13 protein-coding genes and 5 pseudogenes are annotated in these 15,722 nt (G+C 58.4%); 11 read left to right on the top strand and 7 right to left on the bottom strand.

The window, feature by feature from the left end; all coding sequences use genetic code 11:
* Window positions 1–62 precede the first annotated feature (62 nt).
* The 7 genes and pseudogenes from QMY55_RS12290 to QMY55_RS12320 all read left to right on the top strand — a co-directional run.
* Window positions 63–866, top strand: coding sequence for an OXA-5 family class D beta-lactamase OXA-129 (locus QMY55_RS12290; RefSeq protein WP_032492122.1), 804 nt, complete (start codon window positions 63–65; stop codon window positions 864–866).
* Between the two features lie 130 nt (window positions 867–996).
* Window positions 997–1,629, top strand: a complete 633-nt coding sequence (locus QMY55_RS12295) for a type B-3 chloramphenicol O-acetyltransferase CatB3 (RefSeq protein ID WP_000186237.1) — start codon at window positions 997–999, stop codon at window positions 1,627–1,629.
* Window positions 1,630–1,686: 57 nt separating this feature from the next.
* Window positions 1,687–2,475: an ANT(3'')-Ia family aminoglycoside nucleotidyltransferase AadA5 gene (locus tag QMY55_RS12300; protein ID WP_000503573.1), complete on the top strand. Its 789-nt coding sequence runs from the start codon at window positions 1,687–1,689 to the stop codon at window positions 2,473–2,475.
* 167 nt (window positions 2,476–2,642) lie between these two features.
* Window positions 2,643–2,990, top strand: a complete 348-nt coding sequence (locus QMY55_RS12305) for a quaternary ammonium compound efflux SMR transporter QacE delta 1 (protein ID WP_000679427.1) — start codon at window positions 2,643–2,645, stop codon at window positions 2,988–2,990.
* Window positions 2,984–3,955, top strand: coding sequence for a dihydropteroate synthase (gene folP / locus QMY55_RS12310; protein ID WP_000259026.1), 972 nt, complete (start codon window positions 2,984–2,986; stop codon window positions 3,953–3,955). Before QMY55_RS12305 ends, folP begins: the two co-directional genes overlap by 7 nt.
* A 216-nt stretch (window positions 3,956–4,171) precedes the next feature.
* Entirely contained in the window at window positions 4,172–5,386 is a 1,215-nt protein-coding gene (locus QMY55_RS12315; protein ID WP_000214125.1) for a chloramphenicol/florfenicol efflux MFS transporter FloR2, read from the top strand.
* A 93-nt stretch (window positions 5,387–5,479) separates the two neighbouring features.
* Window positions 5,480–5,596, top strand: a pseudogene (locus tag QMY55_RS12320) (DUF3363 domain-containing protein); the annotation flags it as partial.
* Here QMY55_RS12320 and tetR(G) read toward each other — a convergent pair.
* Window positions 5,593–6,219 (bottom strand): tetracycline resistance transcriptional repressor TetR(G), encoded by a 627-nt coding sequence (gene tetR(G), locus QMY55_RS12325; protein ID WP_000163574.1) that lies wholly within the window; start codon window positions 6,217–6,219, stop codon window positions 5,593–5,595. The pseudogene QMY55_RS12320 and the gene tetR(G) overlap by 4 nt on opposite strands.
* Before the next feature lie 103 nt (window positions 6,220–6,322).
* Between tetR(G) and tet(G) the strand changes: the two genes are divergently transcribed.
* Together tet(G) and QMY55_RS12335 are read left to right on the top strand one after the other, a co-directional pair.
* The gene (gene tet(G) / locus QMY55_RS12330; RefSeq protein ID WP_001257840.1) at window positions 6,323–7,498 is read left to right on the top strand and encodes a tetracycline efflux MFS transporter Tet(G); all 1,176 of its coding nucleotides are present in this window, start codon (window positions 6,323–6,325) and stop codon (window positions 7,496–7,498) included.
* A gap of 89 nt (window positions 7,499–7,587) precedes the next feature.
* Window positions 7,588–8,310, top strand: coding sequence for a LysR family transcriptional regulator (locus QMY55_RS12335; RefSeq protein ID WP_223151157.1), 723 nt, complete (start codon window positions 7,588–7,590; stop codon window positions 8,308–8,310).
* A gap of 91 nt (window positions 8,311–8,401) precedes the next feature.
* Here QMY55_RS12335 and QMY55_RS12340 read toward each other — a convergent pair whose 3' ends face one another.
* The 3 genes and pseudogenes from QMY55_RS12340 to intI1 all read right to left on the bottom strand — a co-directional run.
* The gene (locus QMY55_RS12340; protein ID WP_001747814.1) at window positions 8,402–9,934 is read right to left on the bottom strand and encodes an IS91-like element ISCR3 family transposase; all 1,533 of its coding nucleotides are present in this window, start codon (window positions 9,932–9,934) and stop codon (window positions 8,402–8,404) included.
* Between the two features lie 226 nt (window positions 9,935–10,160).
* Window positions 10,161–10,514 (bottom strand): annotated as a pseudogene (locus QMY55_RS12345) (TCP-1/cpn60 chaperonin family protein); the annotation flags it as partial.
* A pseudogene (gene intI1 / locus QMY55_RS12350) lies at window positions 10,515–10,814 on the bottom strand (class 1 integron integrase IntI1); the annotation flags it as partial.
* Between the two features lie 101 nt (window positions 10,815–10,915).
* Here intI1 and QMY55_RS12355 point away from each other — a divergent pair.
* A pseudogene (locus QMY55_RS12355) lies at window positions 10,916–11,155 on the top strand (dihydropteroate synthase); the annotation flags it as partial.
* Between the two features lie 5 nt (window positions 11,156–11,160).
* Here the strand turns inward: QMY55_RS12355 and QMY55_RS12360 are convergent.
* Both QMY55_RS12360 and QMY55_RS12365 read right to left on the bottom strand, forming a co-directional pair.
* A pseudogene (locus QMY55_RS12360) lies at window positions 11,161–11,640 on the bottom strand (aldo/keto reductase); the annotation flags it as partial.
* A 227-nt stretch (window positions 11,641–11,867) separates the two neighbouring features.
* Window positions 11,868–12,278 (bottom strand): MAPEG family protein, encoded by a 411-nt coding sequence (locus tag QMY55_RS12365; protein ID WP_189116357.1) that lies wholly within the window; start codon window positions 12,276–12,278, stop codon window positions 11,868–11,870.
* A gap of 180 nt (window positions 12,279–12,458) precedes the next feature.
* Here QMY55_RS12365 and fabV point away from each other — a divergent pair, with 180 nt between their 5' ends.
* Window positions 12,459–13,634 (top strand): enoyl-ACP reductase FabV, encoded by a 1,176-nt coding sequence (gene fabV, locus QMY55_RS12370; protein WP_189116356.1) that lies wholly within the window; start codon window positions 12,459–12,461, stop codon window positions 13,632–13,634.
* A gap of 436 nt (window positions 13,635–14,070) precedes the next feature.
* Here the strand turns inward: fabV and QMY55_RS12375 are convergent, their stop codons facing one another.
* Window positions 14,071–15,603 carry an IS91-like element ISCR3 family transposase gene (locus QMY55_RS12375; protein WP_001747814.1) on the bottom strand — a complete coding sequence of 511 codons (1,533 nt, stop codon included), beginning with the start codon at window positions 15,601–15,603 and terminating at the stop codon, window positions 14,071–14,073.
* Between the last annotated feature and the right edge of the window lie 119 nt (window positions 15,604–15,722).

Consider the following 15,722-nt stretch of genomic DNA (forward strand, 5'->3'; position numbering starts at 1 on the left):
TTCATTCAAGCCGAACCCGCTTCGCGGGTCGGCTTAATTCAGGCGTTAGCCACCAAGGTACCATGAAAACCATAGCCGCATATTTAGTTCTAGTATTTTTTGCAGGCACTGCACTTTCAGAGTCTATTTCTGAAAATTTAGCTTGGAATAAAGAATTTTCCAGTGAATCAGTGCATGGTGTTTTTGTACTTTGTAAAAGCAGTAGTAATTCCTGTACAACAAATAATGCAACACGTGCATCTACGGCCTATATTCCAGCATCAACATTCAAAATTCCCAATGCTCTCATAGGCCTTGAAACCGGCGCCATAAAAGATGCGCGGCAGGTTTTCAAATGGGACGGCAAGCCCAGAGCCATGAAGCAATGGGAAAAAGACTTAACGCTAAGGGGCGCTATACAAGTTTCTGCTGTTCCGGTATTTCAACAAATTGCCAGAGACATTGGCAAAAAAAGAATGCAAAAATACCTTAACCTTTTTTCATATGGCAACGCCAATATAGGCGGAGGCATTGACAAATTTTGGCTAGAAGGTCAGCTTAGAATCTCAGCAGTCAATCAAGTTAAATTTTTAGAGTCGCTTTACCTAAATAATTTGCCAGCATCTAAAGCAAACCAACTTATAGTAAAAGAGGCAATAGTTACAGAAGCAACTCCAGAATATATAGTGCATTCAAAAACCGGGTATTCCGGTGTGGGCACAGAATCAAATCCTGGTGTCGCTTGGTGGGTTGGTTGGGTAGAAAAAGGAACTGAGGTTTACTTTTTTGCATTTAACATGGACATAGACAATGAGAGTAAGTTGCCGTCAAGAAAATCCATTCCAACGAAAATCATGGCAAGTGAAGGTATCATCATTGGTGGCTAACAAGGCGCTCAAGGCCGTGGCTGCGCCACTGGACGTCTCCAATCGGCGCATGCTTCGCATTTTGCGCGCCGCTTGTAGCCGCCCCTTAGCTTTGCGTTAGACGGCAAAGTCACAGACCGCGGGATCTCTTATGACCAACTACTTTGATAGCCCCTTCAAAGGCAAGCTGCTTTCTGAGCAAGTGAAGAACCCCAATATCAAAGTTGGGCGGTACAGCTATTACTCTGGCTACTATCATGGGCACTCATTCGATGACTGCGCACGGTATCTGTTTCCGGACCGTGATGACGTTGATAAGTTGATCATCGGTAGTTTCTGCTCTATCGGGAGTGGGGCTTCCTTTATCATGGCTGGCAATCAGGGGCATCGGTACGACTGGGCATCATCTTTCCCGTTCTTTTATATGCAGGAAGAACCTGCATTCTCAAGCGCACTCGATGCCTTCCAAAAAGCAGGTAATACTGTCATTGGCAATGACGTTTGGATCGGCTCTGAGGCAATGGTCATGCCCGGAATCAAGATCGGGCACGGTGCGGTGATAGGCAGCCGCTCGTTGGTGACAAAAGATGTGGAGCCTTACGCTATCGTTGGCGGCAATCCCGCTAAGAAGATTAAGAAACGCTTCACCGATGAGGAAATTTCATTGCTTCTGGAGATGGAGTGGTGGAATTGGTCACTGGAGAAGATCAAAGCGGCAATGCCCATGCTGTGCTCGTCTAATATTGTTGGCCTGCACAAGTATTGGCTCGAGTTTGCCGTCTAACAATTCAATCAAGCCGATGCCGCTTCGCGGCACGGCTTATTTCAGGCGTTAGGCATCATGGGTGAATTTTTCCCTGCACAAGTTTTCAAGCAGCTGTCCCACGCTCGCGCGGTGATCGAGCGCCATCTGGCTGCGACACTGGACACAATCCACCTGTTCGGATCTGCGATCGATGGAGGGCTGAAGCCGGACAGCGACATAGACTTGCTCGTGACCGTCAGCGCCGCACCTAACGATTCGCTCCGGCAGGCGCTAATGCTCGATTTGCTGAAAGTCTCATCACCGCCAGGCGATGGCGGAACATGGCGACCGCTGGAGCTAACTGTTGTCGCTCGAAGCGAAGTAGTGCCTTGGCGCTATCCGGCGCGGCGTGAGCTTCAGTTCGGTGAGTGGCTCCGCCACGACATCCTTTCCGGAACGTTCGAGCCTGCCGTTCTGGATCACGATCTTGCGATTTTGCTGACCAAGGCGAGGCAACACAGCCTTGCGCTTCTAGGCCCATCCGCAGCCACGTTTTTCGAGCCGGTGCCGAAGGAGCATTTCTCCAAGGCGCTTTTCGACACTATTGCCCAGTGGAATGCAGAGTCGGATTGGAAGGGTGACGAGCGGAACGTCGTTCTTGCTCTTGCTCGCATTTGGTACAGCGCTTCAACTGGTCTCATTGCTCCTAAGGACGTTGCTGCCGCATGGGTATCGGAGCGTTTGCCTGCCGAGCATCGGCCCCTCATCTGCAAGGCACGCGCGGCGTACCTGGGTAGCGAGGACGACGACCTAGCAATGCGCGTCGAAGAGACGGCCGCGTTCGTTCGATATGCCAAAGCAACGATTGAGAGAATCTTGCGTTGAGCGGCATGTGCGAAAAGTGCATCGACCCGCGCCGAGGGCATCTGATGCCTAACTATGCGTTAGATGCACTAAGCACATAATTGCTCACAGCCAAACTATCAGGTCAAGTCTGCTTTTATTATTTTTAAGCGTGCATAATAAGCCCTACACAAATTGGGAGATATATCATGAAAGGCTGGCTTTTTCTTGTTATCGCAATAGTTGGCGAAGTAATCGCAACATCCGCATTAAAATCTAGCGAGGGCTTTACTAAGCTTGCCCCTTCCGCCGTTGTCATAATCGGTTATGGCATCGCATTTTATTTTCTTTCTCTGGTTCTGAAATCCATCCCTGTCGGTGTTGCTTATGCAGTCTGGTCGGGACTCGGCGTCGTCATAATTACAGCCATTGCCTGGTTGCTTCATGGGCAAAAGCTTGATGCGTGGGGCTTTGTAGGTATGGGGCTCATAATTGCTGCCTTTTTGCTCGCCCGATCCCCATCGTGGAAGTCGCTGCGGAGGCCGACGCCATGGTGACGGTGTTCGGCATTCTGAATCTCACCGAGGACTCCTTCTTCGATGAGAGCCGGCGGCTAGACCCCGCCGGCGCTGTCACCGCGGCGATCGAAATGCTGCGAGTCGGATCAGACGTCGTGGATGTCGGACCGGCCGCCAGCCATCCGGACGCGAGGCCTGTATCGCCGGCCGATGAGATCAGACGTATTGCGCCGCTCTTAGACGCCCTGTCCGATCAGATGCACCGTGTTTCAATCGACAGCTTCCAACCGGAAACCCAGCGCTATGCGCTCAAGCGCGGCGTGGGCTACCTGAACGATATCCAAGGATTTCCTGACCCTGCGCTCTATCCCGATATTGCTGAGGCGGACTGCAGGCTGGTGGTTATGCACTCAGCGCAGCGGGATGGCATCGCCACCCGCACCGGTCACCTTCGACCCGAAGACGCGCTCGACGAGATTGTGCGGTTCTTCGAGGCGCGGGTTTCCGCCTTGCGACGGAGCGGGGTCGCTGCCGACCGGCTCATCCTCGATCCGGGGATGGACCGGCGATTGGTCCATGGCGAAACGGCCGACCTTGCGCCGACCGGCTTCGGGCAACAGGTCCGCGAAGCCATGGACCAGCGCCGCGAGCATCATATCGAACAGCGCGACGCCACGCGCAACAGGGACGGCCGAATCTTCTACCGGCGCAATCTTCTCGCCACCCTGCGCGAGCGGGAAGTTGCGCGCGCCGGTGCGGAGATGGCCGAGGGCAAGGCGCTGCCGTTCCGCGCCGCCAAGGATGGTGAGAGTGTCAGCGGCAAGTTCACCGGGACTGTCCAGCTAACGAGCGGCAAGTTCGCCATCGTGGAAAAGAGCCACGAGTTCACCCTTGTCCCGTGGCGGCCGATCATCGACCGCCAGCTCGGCCGCGAGGTCGCGGGTATCATGCAGGGCGGTTCGGTGTCGTGGCAGTTAGGGCGGCAGCGGGGGTTGGGGCTATAGGAGCCAACGATACCGCATTGCAACGCAACAACTAATTCGATAAGAGCTGCTATTCAATTTCGTAATCGTGGAGCCATCAGCATGGGAAATTCCAAGTCAGCAGACAAGTAAGCCGCAACATCAGAATTGTTGTTGCGGCGCTCTGTAAGACCAATCCCATCTGATTGCTGACGAGCAGACGCTGCCCGGTATCCTTAATCGAGCGGTTGATTCGTCATGACCACCACACGCCCCGCGTGGGCCTATACGCTGCCGGCAGCCTTGCTGCTTATGGCTCCCTTCGACATCCTCGCCTCGCTGGCGATGGATATTTATCTTCCAGTCGTTCCGGCGATGCCGGGCGTCCTGAACACGACTCCATCCATAATCCAACTCACGTTGAGCCTCTACATGGTGATGCTCGGTGTGGGCCAAGTGATCTTTGGGCCACTCTCCGATCGCGTCGGGCGACGGCCGATCCTGCTTGTAGGCGCAACGGCTTTCGTTGCTGCGTCTCTGGGAGCGGCTTGTTCTTCAACTGCATTAGCCTTTGTTGCGTTTCGTCTGGTTCAGGCTGTTGGAGCATCGGCCATGCTGGTGGCCACCTTCGCGACCGTGCGCGACGTATATGCCAATCGTCCCGAAGGTGCCGTCATCTACGGCCTTTTCAGTTCGATGCTGGCGTTCGTGCCTGCGCTCGGCCCTATAGCCGGTGCGCTGATCGGCGAGTTTTGGGGATGGCAGGCGATCTTCATCACACTGGCTGCACTGGCTTCGCTCGCACTCTTAAACGCCAGTTTCAGGTGGCATGAAACCCGACCGTTGGATCAGGCCAGAACGCAACGATCTGTTTTGCCGATCTTCGCGAGTCCGGCCTTTTGGGTTTACACGGTCGGATTTAGTGCCGGCATGGGCACATTCTTCGTTTTCTTCTCGACAGCCCCCCGTGTTCTCATAGGCCAAGCCGGCTATTCCGAGATCGGATTTAGCTTGGCCTTCGCGACTGTCGCGCTGGTCATGGTCACGACAACCCGCTTCGCAAAGTCCTTCGTTGCCAAATGGGGTATCGCGGGATGCGTAGCGCGCGGGATGGCGTTGCTCGTTTCCGGCGCGATCCTGTTGGGGATCGGCCAACTTTTCGGATCGCCGTCATTTTTCAGCTTCATCCTGCCGATGTGGGTTGTCGCGGTCGGCATTGTCTTCACGGTGTCCGTTACCGCCAACGGCGCACTTGCGCAGTTCGACGACATCGCTGGATCAGCGGTTGCGTTCTACTTCTGCATCCAAAGCCTGATAGTCAGTATCGTCGGGACATTGGCGGTGACGCTGTTAAACGGCGATACAGCGTGGCCCGTGATTTGTTACGCCACGGCAATGGCAGTGCTGGTGTCGTTGGGGCTGGCGCTCCTTCGATCCCGTGATGCTGCCACCGAGAAGTCGCCAGTCGTCTAGCCGACGACTGGAAGCAAGCCCGCTCCGATGCGGCGCAATAATCTTCGAAACCTCGTGAATGGCGGTATCCTGTCTGGCAAGATACCGCTCATTTCCCTTGTCCCGTGGCGGCCGGTCATCGACCGCCAGCTCGGCCGTGAGGTCATGGGCATCGTGCAAAGCGGATCGGTGTCGTGGCAGTTGGGGCGGCAAAGGGGCATAAGCCTCTAATCTGTTGTAGATGAACGCAGCCGCTCGAAACCAGCGATGAGGCTGTCGAGTCCGAAGTTGAACGCAGCATCCATGCCGTCTGTTTCCAACTCGTGAAACAGATCGTGCAGGAAGGACGACGGTGCTTGCTCGGACACATCTGGCCTGTCCGGAACTCTCTCATCGGCATCAGATGCCTGCTGCTCGAGAACGGAACCGACCACATAGTGACTGACCGCCCGGAGCGCCCAAACGGCGCGCTTCGGACAAAAGCCCTCCGCGCAGAGAAAGCGTATTTGCGTCTCGGCGGTGCCAAAATTCGGTTCTGTCGGTCGAGTGCCGGCATGGATACGCGCGCCGTCCCGATAAGAGAGCAACGCCGTTCTGAAGCTCAGGGCATTCTCTTTCAGGAACACCCGCCAGTCCTCATTCTCTTCGGGTAGCGAGCGGGTATGGCGTTCCGCCAGCATCGCCTCGGCGAGCGCATCAAGCAGCGCTCGCTTGTTCTGGAAATGCCAGTAAAGCGCAGGCTGCTGAACCTTGAGGCGTTCAGCGAGCTTCCGCGTCGTCAGGCTGTCCATGCCAACCTCGTTCAACAGCTCTAGCGCCGCCGCGATCACGGTGCCCTTGTCCAGTTTGGTCATTCACGTTCCTTCGCCAGTGCTTGACAATTTATCACCGATAAGTTATATTTCCATCTCCTTATCGTTGATAAAGTCGCTCCATTGAGCGGCGCTGGAGTTTCAGGTGCGCAGCTCTGCCATCATTGCCCTGCTGATCGTGGGTCTTGACGCCATGGGTCTCGGCCTCATCATGCCCGTCCTTCCGACGCTTCTGCGTGAGCTTGTGCCAGCAGAGCAGGTCGCTGGACACTATGGTGCCTTGCTGTCGCTCTATGCATTGATGCAGGTCGTCTTCGCGCCCATGCTTGGACAGCTTTCGGATTCTTACGGTCGGCGTCCGGTACTTCTGGCTTCTCTTGCAGGAGCCGCAGTCGATTACACGATTATGGCATCAGCGCCGGTCTTATGGGTGCTCTATATCGGCCGACTCGTGTCCGGCGTCACGGGCGCAACCGGAGCTGTAGCAGCCTCAACCATTGCCGATTCGACGGGGGAAGGTTCTCGCGCACGCTGGTTCGGCTACATGGGGGCCTGTTATGGGGCGGGCATGATTGCCGGGCCAGCACTTGGTGGCATGCTCGGTGGTATCTCTGCTCATGCCCCGTTTATCGCCGCCGCCCTTCTCAACGGGTTCGCGTTCCTGCTTGCCTGCATTTTCCTCAAGGAGACTCATCACAGCCATGGCGGGACCGGAAAGCCGGTTCGCATCAAACCATTCGTTCTGTTACGGCTGGATGATGCATTGCGCGGGCTAGGTGCGCTTTTCGCAGTTTTCTTCATTATTCAACTGATCGGCCAAGTGCCTGCAGCCCTATGGGTCATATATGGCGAGGACCGTTTTCAGTGGAACACCGCGACCGTTGGTTTGTCGCTCGCGGCGTTTGGGGCAACACATGCGATCTTCCAAGCGTTTGTTACCGGCCCGCTTTCAAGCCGGCTTGGAGAGCGGCGCACGCTGCTGTTTGGCATGGCTGCGGATGCGACTGGCTTCGTTCTTCTGGCTTTTGCCACGCAGGGATGGATGGTGTTCCCGATTCTGTTGCTGCTTGCCGCCGGGGGTGTTGGCATGCCGGCCTTGCAGGCAATGCTCTCAAACAATGTCAGCAGTAACAAGCAAGGGGCTTTGCAAGGAACGCTAACGAGCCTCACCAATCTAAGCTCTATCGCAGGACCGCTTGGCTTCACAGCACTCTATTCTGCCACCGCCGGGGCATGGAACGGTTGGGTTTGGATTGTCGGCGCGATCCTCTATTTAATATGTCTGCCAATACTACGCAGACCATTCGCAACTTCATTGTGATTTAGTCATGGCGATTTGGCATGCGTAGACTTAGGAGAAATGACGGATTAAATCTGTTGAGCAATCATCTCCTTTCGGGGCGAGTGCCAATGATGACCTTAGTTCACACTCTCGCTGTCGCCGAATATCTCAACTTCCGTCACGCCGCCAACGCGCTCGGCGTTGCACAGTCCAGCGTCAGCGCCCGCGTGAAGGCACTGGAAGAAGACCTCGGCATCCTCTTGTTCGAGCGTCATGCGCGCGGCGTTCGGCTGACCGAGGCCGGACGCCATTTCGTCGAGCGGATAGCCGTAGGTATTGACCAACTCGACCATGCGGTGAAAACCGCCGGCATGGCGGCAGCCGGAGAAAGCGGCCGGCTTCGTATCGGTATCCATGCCCTGATTCCGCATAGCTTCCTCGCAAAGCTGATCGGCCAATACCGCAAGGATTACCCCGATGTTGAAGTCGAGATCGCCGAAGGCCCGGCCCGTGAAGCGGTGGTGCAGCTTCGCGCCGGCAGGTTGGACGTGGCGTTCGTCGCGGGCACGCCCCAACCACCCGACTGCCATTCCCGTCGCACATGGACCGAACCGCTCTTGGCGGTGCTACCGGAACGGCATCCGCTCGCCAAGCGGTCAGCCGTCACATGGCCCGATTTGGCAGGCGAGACGTTCCTTGCGTATAGGAAGTTCAAACGCCCTTTTCGGGCAGTCTGCTGGGTAGGCGGCGGTCGCGCAAGCCCCGTTTTGGGCACGGATCGGACGTCTGTGAGTGGGATTTCGGCATCGCGGGGCCACGCAGCGGCGTTGTCAGCAGCCATGCTTCGCTGATTCCCGACAGCGGGCCGAGCGCCGCCCTGCGGATCGTGGCCGCATCGGCTCGGATTCCGGTTTCGCCGTCGGCTGTGCAGCCGGCAGATCGTCACGCGGCTTGCACTGGCGGCGCGCGCGCTGCGGGCCTGTAGTGCGCTTCTTCCCGCGCGCCGTGCTTCTCGAAGTGGGCGAGGATGGCGCGGATGGCGGTGGGTTCCTCGATGCTGGCGACGATCCGCACGGTGCCACCGCAGTGGACGCAGGCGGTGACGTCGATGGAAAAGACCCGCTTGAGCCGTTGCGCCCAGCTCATCGCACGGCGCTTCTCCTCGGGGCTGCGCGGCGCGTCGTGGGCGCTGACGTCCACTGGCGCCGCATCGCCCGCAGGCCGCTTGCCGCGCCCCGAGGGCGTCAGCTGCGCACGCAGGTTTGCATTCGGGGCGAATACGCCGTGGAAGCGGGTGAGATGCGCGCGAGGTGGCGGGACCAGCGCCGCCAGCTTGGCGATGAAATCCACCGGATCCCATTCCACATGCGTGGTGCCATTGCGCCACGGGGTCTTGAGCTGGTAACGCACCCTGCCCTGGAGCGCTATCGACAGCCGCTTCTCGCTGATCGCCGGGCGCGTGATGTAGCGGCACAGCTTTTCCAGCTTGTGGCTTTCGTGTGCTTCGGCCGCCACGCCGGCATGCAGTGAGAAGCCGCCGACCTTGCCGGCTTCGCCCTCCAGCGAACCGGCGTCACCGGGCAGCGTTTGCAGCGTGACGACCTTGCAGCCAGCGTCGCGGCCGGTGGCGATGCGGTAGGTGATCGAACTCATCCGCAGCCCATCCATGCTGTCGTCGCCTGCAGCGCTGTCTGCCAGGAAGGCCGATTCGCCCTCCCCTTCGAGCCAGCCTTTGCGCGTCAGGTGCCGACACACCCGGTGCGCGATGGTAGCTGCCAGCTGGGTCAACTGCGCGGTGGTGGGCGCACGGGCGCGGTGCAGGCGCAGTTCGCGCCGCGGCAGCTCGGTGGCTTCCACGTACACGCCGTCGAGCCACAGCATGTGGAAGTGGATGTTCAGGTTCAGCGCGCTGCCGAAACGCTGGATCAGCGTCACCGCGCCGCACTGGGCGCTGGCGCGGTCGATGCCGGCTTGATCGGCCAACCAGCCGGCGATCACGCGCTGCACGATGCCCAGCACCGGGCCAATGGCTTCTGGCTTGCTGGCGAACAGGAAACGCAAGGGGTACGGAAAGCTCAGCACCCATTGCCGCACAGGCCGCGGGCCGAACACCTCCTCGACCAGGTGCCGCGCACTCTCGGCCATGCGTCGCGCGCCGCAACTCGGGCAGAACCCGCGCTTCTTGCAGGAGAAGGCCACCAGCCTCTCTGCACGGCAGTGCTCGCACACCACCCGCAGGAAGCCGTGCTCGAGTACGCCGCAACGCAGGTAGGCATCGAACGCCTCGCGGACATACCCGGGCAGCGAGCGGCCCTCCGCTTCGATCCGTGCAATGAAGTCCGGGTAGTGCGCCTCTACCAACGCGTACAGCAGCGTGCGCTCGGGCGCGTGGCGCGCGTACCGCGAACCGGTGTGGGCGGACGGCAGTGGCGCGCATCCCGCGGCTTGCCGCCGGGATGTGGCGAGGCGCGGCACGCAGCGCTCCGGTGCGGGGACGGCTGCTCAGTGTTGCGCCTGTGTTCGCACGTTCGTATCGGTGCGTTCTGATCTTCGCGTCAGACATTGCCGCGGCGCGGGCACAACAAAAAGCCCGGCATCGCTGCCGGGCTCCGGCCCCGTCCTTGGGGCCTTGATGTCGGGTCGTTGCCGGGATCGGACCGCGCTGGCGCGGTCCGGTTCCCTGACGACCGGGCCAACCGGATCAGAAATCCATGCCGCCCATGCCGCCCATACCGCCAGCACCCGGCATGGCCGGCTCTTCCTTCTTCGGCACTTCGGCCACGACCACTTCGGTCGTGATCGCAAGGCCGGCGACGGAAGCGGCGTGCTGCAGGGCCGAGCGGGTCACCTTGGTCGGGTCCAGGATGCCCATGGCGATCATGTCGCCGAACTCGCCGGTGGCGGCGTTGTAGCCGTAGCTGCCTTCGCCGGCCTTGACGTTGGCCACGATCACGCTCGGTTCTTCACCGGCGTTGGCCACGATGGCGCGCAGCGGGGCTTCCAGCGCACGGCGGGTGATGGCGATGCCCAGGTTCTGGTCTTCGTTGATGCCCTGCCAGGGCAGATCCGTGCACAGCACCTTGCCGTAGAAGAACAGCAAGGCCGCCAATGCCTGACGATGCGTGGAGACCGAAACCTTGCGCTCGTTCGCCAGCCAGGACAGAAATGCCTCGACTTCGCTGCTGCCCAAGGTTGCCGGGTGACGCACACCGTGGAAACGGATGAAGGCACGAACCCAGTGGACATAAGCCTGTTCGGTTCGTAAGCTGTAATGCAAGTAGCGTATGCGCTCACGCAACTGGTCCAGAACCTTGACCGAACGCAGCGGTGGTAACGGCGCAGTGGCGGTTTTCATGGCTTGTTATGACTGTTTTTTTGTACAGTCTATGCCTCGGGCATCCAAGCAGCAAGCGCGTTACGCCGTGGGTCGATGTTTGATGTTATGGAGCAGCAACGATGTTACGCAGCAGGGTGACGGTGTTCGGCATTCTGAATCTCACCGAGGACTCCTTCTTCGATGAGAGCCGGCGGCTAGACCCCGCCGGCGCTGTCACCGCGGCGATCGAAATGCTGCGAGTCGGATCAGACGTCGTGGATGTCGGACCGGCCGCCAGCCATCCGGACGCGAGGCCTGTATCGCCGGCCGATGAGATCAGACGTATTGCGCCGCTCTTAGACGCCCTGTCCGATCAGATGCAATCAAGTGCTTGCATGGTTTCTTCAATGGGTGTTTCCGGGTCCATGCAGTGGTGATAGAAAATATCGAAGTATTCCAGGCCGGTACGCTTCAAGCTTTGGTCGCAACTGCTCACCAGGTATTTACGCGAGCCTCCAATACCATAGGGGCCAGGCCACATGTCGTAACCGGCTTTGCTGGAAATAATTAACTCATCGCGGTAGCGCACAAAATCCTGCGCAAAAATATTGCCGAAGGTTTGCTCAGCGGAACCAAAGTTGGGGCCGTAATTGTTGGCGAGGTCGAAGTGGGTAATACCTAAATCAAACGCGCGGCGCAGCATAGCCCGAGCATTGGATTGAGGGTCGACAGCGCCAAAGTTTTGCCAAAGGCCCAAGGAAAGTTTGGGTAAGCGCAGGCCGCTTTTTCCACAGCGCTGATACTGCATGGCGTTGTAACGTTCGGGGCTGGCAACATAAGGTGGGTTGGGTTCGTGAGTAATCATGGTAATTCCTGTATCGTTGGCTGTGAGTTTGCAGGTGGATGCGGTGTATTTCTAAAAAACAGATATTTTTACCTGCATTATTATCGGCGCGCATTTTAGCGGAAAACGGATGATCTCCACTTACTTGTCGAATGTAAAGATAAGTAGCCATTTCGAAACACGTGCGGCAACCTGGTGAAGTCGTTTTTCGAATGTGCTGATCAGATAAATCTTTTATTCGATTCGCTTTACAGCCATCCGAGCGAATATTTCAGTAGCAACAATCCCCACATTACCAGCACGCAAAAATTACCGGCCATAAATGCCCATAGCCGATGTATCACATTGTTATAGGTGAGGTGAATCCAACTGTGCGCCAGGCGGGCAACCACAAAGCCCCAGGCGAAAATCAGGAGTTCGAGGGATTCAACATCCATGGCGATAGCGATAGTCCCGGCGATATAAAACAACACAGGGGTTTCGAACAGGTTGCTGTAATTGCGCGCGGCTTGTGCCATATCGTTTGGAATCTCGCCAGTATTCAAGCGGAATTGGCCGATGCTAACCCGGCCTGCCTTGACGGCTTTGATTCGCAGAAACAACAGGCGAAAGGCAACCCCAAAGGTGAGCAGCACCATAGCAAACATTGCGTAGAGCATGGATCGGGTCCTCGTGGTTATTGTCATTTTTACGGGTTTACTATAGCCCAGAAGCGCGGGGGAAATTCAACTGACCTGCTGTGTGGGGACATTCCCGCTGGCAGGCCCTATAATGGCGGCCTTTTCGGCGGGGCTTTCCGCCGGGAACTGGTATCCAACCGATTAGCATAGGATAAGTCCATGATTATCAAGCCAAAAGTTCGCGGTTTTATTTGCACCAATGCGCATCCACAAGGTTGTGCTGCCAATGTCCAAGAACAAATCGCTTTCACTAAAGCCAAAGGCCCTGTTGCTGGCGCTCCCAAGAAGGTGCTGGTATTGGGATGTTCAACCGGGTTTGGCCTGGCTTCTCGCATCACTGCGGCGTTTGGGGGCGGTGCAGATACCTTGGGTGTATGTTTTGAAAAAGAACCCTCGGAATCCAAAACAGCCACTGCTGGCTATTACAACACCTCGGCGTTCCATGATGCTGCCAATGCAGCCGGACTTTATGCAGAAACAATTAATGGCGATGCCTTTTCCGATGCTTGCAAGGCGCAGGTTATCGAGACATTGAAAAACGGCATCGGCAAGGTGGATCTGGTGATTTACTCGCTCGCATCTCCACGTCGCACAGACCCGAAAACAGGCGAAGTTTATAATTCCGTATTGAAGCCCATTGGCAAGTCCTACACGTCCAAAAACCTGAATACCGATACCCTTAAGATTTCTGATATCACCATCGAGCCAGCCTCCGACGAGGAAATCGCCAACACCGTTAAGGTCATGGGCGGTGAAGATTGGGAGCTATGGATTGATGCGCTCAAGCAAGCGGATCTGTTGGACGATAATTTCAAAACAGTTGCTTACACCTACCTTGGCGACAAATTGACTTGGCCAATCTATGGCAAAGCGACCATCGGTAAAGCCAAGGAAGATTTGGATCGCGCTGCCAGGGAATTGAGTGCGAAACATGGCGGTAATGCGCGGGTGGCGGTGTTGAAAGCCGTTGTTACCCAAGCGAGTTCGGCCATTCCGGTGATGCCGCTTTACCTCGCGATTTTATTCAAGGTGATGAAAGAGCAGGGTACCCATGAAGGTTGCATCGAGCAAATCCAGCGTTTGTTTACTGAGTGCCTTTACTCCAATACTCCGCGTCTGGATGATGGCAATCGCTACCGCGTGGATGAATTGGAGCTGGCTCCAGCTGTGCAACGCAAGGTCGAAGAAATTTGGGAGCAAGTCACAGAAGCGAACCTGTTCGAGCTGACAGATTTTGAAGGCTACAAAGCCGAGTTTTTGCGCTTGTTTGGTTTCGGTTTCGCAAGCGTGGATTACGAGGCGGAAACCTCGCCGCTGGTGCAAACCAATTTTTAATCTTCCCAGGGGCAGGGTATGCCTTGGCCTTTCTTAATCTCCCCCGGCCCCTCTTTTTCAAAGAGGGGAGCTAACGCCTCTCCGTGAAGAGCGGGCGGTTTGCAAACTTGATTATTGTAAGGAGTAGTAATGCGCAAACGCATTGCGATTGATATGGATGAGACCATTTGTGACACCCTGGCTCGCCATATCGCGTATAGGAAGTTCAAACGCCCTTTTCGGGCAGTCTGCTGGGTAGGCGGCGGTCGCGCAAGCCCCGTTTTGGGCACGGATCGGACGTCTGTGAGTGGGATTTCGGCATCGCGGGGCCACGCAGCGGCGTTGTCAGCAGCCATGCTTCGCTGATTCCCGACAGCGGGCCGAGCGCCGCCCTGCGGATCGTGGCCGCATCGGCTCGGATTCCGGTTTCGCCGTCGGCTGTGCAGCCGGCAGATCGTCACGCGGCTTGCACTGGCGGCGCGCGCGCTGCGGGCCTGTAGTGCGCTTCTTCCCGCGCGCCGTGCTTCTCGAAGTGGGCGAGGATGGCGCGGATGGCGGTGGGTTCCTCGATGCTGGCGACGATCCGCACGGTGCCACCGCAGTGGACGCAGGCGGTGACGTCGATGGAAAAGACCCGCTTGAGCCGTTGCGCCCAGCTCATCGCACGGCGCTTCTCCTCGGGGCTGCGCGGCGCGTCGTGGGCGCTGACGTCCACTGGCGCCGCATCGCCCGCAGGCCGCTTGCCGCGCCCCGAGGGCGTCAGCTGCGCACGCAGGTTTGCATTCGGGGCGAATACGCCGTGGAAGCGGGTGAGATGCGCGCGAGGTGGCGGGACCAGCGCCGCCAGCTTGGCGATGAAATCCACCGGATCCCATTCCACATGCGTGGTGCCATTGCGCCACGGGGTCTTGAGCTGGTAACGCACCCTGCCCTGGAGCGCTATCGACAGCCGCTTCTCGCTGATCGCCGGGCGCGTGATGTAGCGGCACAGCTTTTCCAGCTTGTGGCTTTCGTGTGCTTCGGCCGCCACGCCGGCATGCAGTGAGAAGCCGCCGACCTTGCCGGCTTCGCCCTCCAGCGAACCGGCGTCACCGGGCAGCGTTTGCAGCGTGACGACCTTGCAGCCAGCGTCGCGGCCGGTGGCGATGCGGTAGGTGATCGAACTCATCCGCAGCCCATCCATGCTGTCGTCGCCTGCAGCGCTGTCTGCCAGGAAGGCCGATTCGCCCTCCCCTTCGAGCCAGCCTTTGCGCGTCAGGTGCCGACACACCCGGTGCGCGATGGTAGCTGCCAGCTGGGTCAACTGCGCGGTGGTGGGCGCACGGGCGCGGTGCAGGCGCAGTTCGCGCCGCGGCAGCTCGGTGGCTTCCACGTACACGCCGTCGAGCCACAGCATGTGGAAGTGGATGTTCAGGTTCAGCGCGCTGCCGAAACGCTGGATCAGCGTCACCGCGCCGCACTGGGCGCTGGCGCGGTCGATGCCGGCTTGATCGGCCAACCAGCCGGCGATCACGCGCTGCACGATGCCCAGCACCGGGCCAATGGCTTCTGGCTTGCTGGCGAACAGGAAACGCAAGGGGTACGGAAAGCTCAGCACCCATTGCCGCACAGGCCGCGGGCCGAACACCTCCTCGACCAGGTGCCGCGCACTCTCGGCCATGCGTCGCGCGCCGCAACTCGGGCAGAACCCGCGCTTCTTGCAGGAGAAGGCCACCAGCCTCTCTGCACGGCAGTGCTCGCACACCACCCGCAGGAAGCCGTGCTCGAGTACGCCGCAACGCAGGTAGGCATCGAACGCCTCGCGGACATACCCGGGCAGCGAGCGGCCCTCCGCTTCGATCCGTGCAATGAAGTCCGGGTAGTGCGCCTCTACCAACGCGTACAGCAGCGTGCGCTCGGGCGCGTGGCGCGCGTACCGCGAACCGGTGTGGGCGGACGGCAGTGGCGCGCATCCCGCGGCTTGCCGCCGGGATGTGGCGAGGCGCGGCACGCAGCGCTCCGGTGCGGGGACGGCTGCTCAGTGTTGCGCCTGTGTTCGCACGTTCGTATCGGTGCGTTCTGATCTTCGCGTCAGACATTGCCGCGGCGCGGGCACAACAAAAAGCCCGG

Origin of the sequence: Comamonas resistens, from assembly GCF_030064165.1 — a bacterium.
Classification (GTDB): Bacteria; Pseudomonadota; Gammaproteobacteria; order Burkholderiales; family Burkholderiaceae_C; genus Comamonas; species Comamonas resistens.